At 31.9% G+C, this 3,730-nt stretch carries 5 protein-coding genes; 2 read left to right on the top strand and 3 right to left on the bottom strand.

Annotated features, from left to right (window positions below; all coding sequences use genetic code 11):
- Positions 1 to 540: 540 nt before the first annotated feature.
- A complete protein-coding gene (locus ACNQGX_RS18175; RefSeq protein ID WP_417978705.1) occupies positions 541 to 825 on the top strand; it encodes a GNAT family N-acetyltransferase in 285 nt (94 codons plus the stop codon).
- A gap of 56 nt (positions 826 to 881) precedes the next feature.
- Here the strand turns inward: ACNQGX_RS18175 and ACNQGX_RS18170 are convergent, their stop codons facing one another.
- Complete coding sequence (locus tag ACNQGX_RS18170) at positions 882 to 2,045, bottom strand: hypothetical protein (protein WP_417978702.1); 1,164 nt, start codon at positions 2,043 to 2,045, stop codon at positions 882 to 884.
- 211 nt (positions 2,046 to 2,256) lie between these two features.
- Positions 2,257 to 2,757, bottom strand: coding sequence for a hypothetical protein (locus ACNQGX_RS18165; protein ID WP_417978700.1), 501 nt, complete (start codon positions 2,755 to 2,757; stop codon positions 2,257 to 2,259).
- 117 nt (positions 2,758 to 2,874) lie between these two features.
- Here ACNQGX_RS18165 and ACNQGX_RS18160 point away from each other — a divergent pair, with 117 nt between their 5' ends.
- Positions 2,875 to 3,126 carry a DUF1543 domain-containing protein gene (locus tag ACNQGX_RS18160; protein ID WP_417978698.1) on the top strand — a complete coding sequence of 84 codons (252 nt, stop codon included), beginning with the start codon at positions 2,875 to 2,877 and terminating at the stop codon, positions 3,124 to 3,126.
- 466 nt (positions 3,127 to 3,592) lie between these two features.
- On the opposite strand, the gene ACNQGX_RS18155 is transcribed toward ACNQGX_RS18160, so the two are convergent.
- Positions 3,593 to 3,730 (bottom strand): IS3 family transposase, encoded by a 138-nt coding sequence (locus ACNQGX_RS18155; RefSeq protein ID WP_417978703.1) that lies wholly within the window; start codon positions 3,728 to 3,730, stop codon positions 3,593 to 3,595.

The following is a 3,730-nucleotide window of genomic DNA, read 5'->3' as shown; positions in this document are numbered from 1 at the left end:
ACACAAACGGCTTAAACACGCTATAGAGTCTAGTTCTATGACTGACTTAAAAACAAAATTATAAAAAAAATATAGATTTATTTGGAAATCAACACAGAATCTATGTGGTTTAAACTTTAATGCGTTTAACCTGAATTTTGGATGATCCAATCATTTTATTCGAAAATTATTGCAATTAGACCCGTTTAGAATTTGGCATATTACACATTTTAAACAATGCTACTTTTACAGAAAAAAGAAGAAGCAAAAACATCGTGACCATAGGTATTCACTGACAAAGAAAACGCAATAACCAGATACAACCGGAAATCGTTTGATATTGAAAATCAAATCAATACCTTTGTAAATATTGTTTCGCCAAATGACAAAAATGATAAAAATGCACTTTGGGTTTACCAAAAAAACCTTGCAGAAAAAGAGCTAAAAAACGAGACAAAATGTATCAGTTATTTTTTAACAGAGCCTTAGTACCAAATCAAAAATACTATTGGCAGAAATACCAATGAATCAAAGTTAATTATTATGGAAGCAGGAATCATTATGGAAATCAAAGACAATACTTTTTCAAGACAATTTGAAACTATGGTAGACGAAGGATTAGTCTCTGTCGAATATTCATTTCAGGAGAAAAAAATATTTTTAACAAAAATAAATGTTCCCGAATCATTTGAAAATGAAGAGTTCATTTCTAATTTTCTAAAAAACATTATGGAGATTGCCATTGAACGAAAACTAAAAGTTGTTCCTATTCTTCCCAAAATAGTTGTGTTTTTCAAAAAAAATCCAATTTACAAAGAACTGCTTCCTCCCGGAATACGATTATAAAAAAAGGCTGTGTCATTAAAAAAACACAGCCTTTTTTATTTAATTCAAATCTTGAATTAATTTCTATCCTTGCCACGAGAAGGGTTATTCGTTCTTGCCGGCGGCGTTTTTTCCATAGGTCTTCTTGACGGAGCAGAACGAGTTCCTTCGTTTCGTTGAGGATTCGCTGGCGCAATAGATCTAGCCGGACGCGTTGTTGAAGGATTATCTTGACGCGTTCTTGGTAACGGTTGACGTCTTGTTGGTGCCGTAGGCTGAACCGGACGCACTGACGAAGGATTTCGCTGGCGGTTTTCTTCTACATTTTGACGTCTTGTTGGTCTCACAGGCTGAACTGAACGGGAAGTTCGAGGATTTACGGAACGGTCTCCTCTCATTTGTTCTCGAGTTCTTGGAAGAACCGTTCCTTCCGGTCTTCTAAAATCCCTTCCTTGATACGTCTCTCTATAAGCATTATTTATCCGGTTTCTCCTTACTACTGGAGAGCTATTCCTTCTGGAATAATAATACGAATGCGCAAGCGGATATCTTACATATCCCACTCTGCGATAAAAATCGTTTCCATAATAATGACGATGGTAATCCCAATAATTATAATAATAAATGGGAGTCCACGCCCGCCAATAAGAGGGATAATATCCCCAACGCCATGGAGATACGTAAATTACAAATGACGGAGAAAATAAATTGATTATTATTGGCCAATTATTAACATACAAAACACCGTTCCAATAATTACCCGTGTACGTTCTTTCATAACCTAAATAACCCGGATTTGGAGTATAATTATCTCCTGATGAAGGTTCCAAAATATAATCTTCACCATACAATTCTTCATCACCTATAATTTGAATAAGAACCTTTCCATATCTATTTTTATTGACTTCTACAACTGCTACATCCTGATATTCAATCCTATTTACCGCCACGCGGAGGACTATTGAATACGAATCCCCATCCCTATAACTAGCTACCTGAATATAATCCACATAGCCATCATTATTCAAATCAAGATTATTAATACTGGTATCTTTATCATTAATTGCTCTTTCAAATTCTTCTAAAGTTTTTGATTTTTGAAAAATATCTAATACTGCATAAAGATTAAGGTTATCACCCGGCATACCCAAAGCTACCGGTCTACTTTCTATTTGAGAAAACAGAGGCACACTAAACAGCGCGGCAGCTAAAAACACAAAGGATAAAATTAACTTTTTCATAACTAAAAATTTTATACATTGAAATTCATTTACAATACAAGGTACGAAAAAATTAAAGTTAAAAACCTAACAACAAGCACTTTAACCTTTTGTATATAAAAAATTACCTTCAAAAATCACTTTATATTTACTGTAAAAAACGTTTCAAAACTTGACTTAAATAAAAAAGACATGCGTTATCCGCATGTCTTTTTATACATAAAAGTATCCTTTACAAATCAATTTTCTTAACCTCACTCTTGTTAACGCTTAATGCTGACATTACGGAGTCAATATTTTTTTTGTCAACTGTTTTGGCAAAACCATCTGGTATAATTACAATTCTAAAAGTTTGATTTTGCGTCCAACTTGGTTCTAAAGTAGTAAGACTAAAATTAGCCGAAAGAAAGATTTTTACATCAAATCTAGTATAATCAAAATTAAAATTCAACTCTCCACCATCGTTAAAATAATACGTTTGAGGCATTAACTTCCAAACATCTTGCCCATTTACAGTATCATACAAATGATATACTAAAACGGAATCAGAGGAATAAAGTGGTGGATCAAATACTACCAAACGACTATAACTATTACTTGAATTGAATGAAGTTGTAACTTCAAACACTTCTGTTCTAGGACCATTATCCACATCATCATATACTTCAGTTACTTCACAACTTTGTAGTGTCATCATCCCGATGAAAACTAAAAATAAGGTAATTTTTTTCATTCGTTATAGCTTTAATAATTTATACTTTAAAACTCTATTCATGAATTGTGCCAAAGTTTATTTTAAAAAACAATGTCCTTTTTAAAAATGGAAAAAGAACTTAAATTATAGATGATAATGTTAGGCTGTACGCCAGAAGACAGGCTTACAGAGCAGCATGATATTTTTTTTGAAATTGGTAATTCCTTGAAAGAATTGACTCCACACATGAATACTTTTTGGCTCGAAGCCAAAGGAAAAATTCACATTGATATGTTGAACAACCAGTTTAAAGAACACTATTCCTTAAAAATCATAAAATCTGAGACTCCATTAAAAGAAGATGAATTACATATTGGATATTTGAAACTGGATAAAATAGCTGATTGATAAAAGCATAAAAAAGCATCCGTTTTAGGGAGGCCACTGAAAAAGTATCTCTTTTTAGTAATTAGACATTTTAAGGCAATTAAGGAAAATTCAAGTTTTGCTTAAGTAATTCATTTTCAGGATAAAAAAAAAGAGTAGAAAATCTTATTTTTCTACTCTTTATAATGAAATTTAATTCCTTAAGGACTTTTTCAGTGCCCTCGTTTTAGGCGGATGCTTTTTAGTTAAAATTAGTTTTAAAACTATCTGGTAGAAATTACTTTTTTAGCATGAAACCAAAAACTCCGTTTGTGATAAGCTTTAATCCCGAATTGATAAGCATCACTTACCGCTATAAAACAGAAAAAAATGCAAAGCATCTTTTTTATATATTCTTATTCCAGTCTACAAATCCAGCAACTTAAAAACAAACCTCCCTTAAAATGGCTTAAGTAGACTGCACCCAAAAGTTTAGACAAATTTATAATTAATTTTGACAATAGTGAGTTCGATATTTTATCGGGCTCATTTTGTTTAAATTTGATTTGATTCTTTCGTTATTGTAATAGTTAATATACTGTTTAATTTCAGTTTTTAATTCTTCTATTGTTCTGAACTTTGTTAT

The organism is Flavobacterium glycogeni (assembly GCF_048286775.1).
Lineage (GTDB): Bacteria > Bacteroidota > Bacteroidia > Flavobacteriales > Flavobacteriaceae > Flavobacterium.
This window is presented reverse-complemented; position numbering and strand designations above follow the sequence as displayed.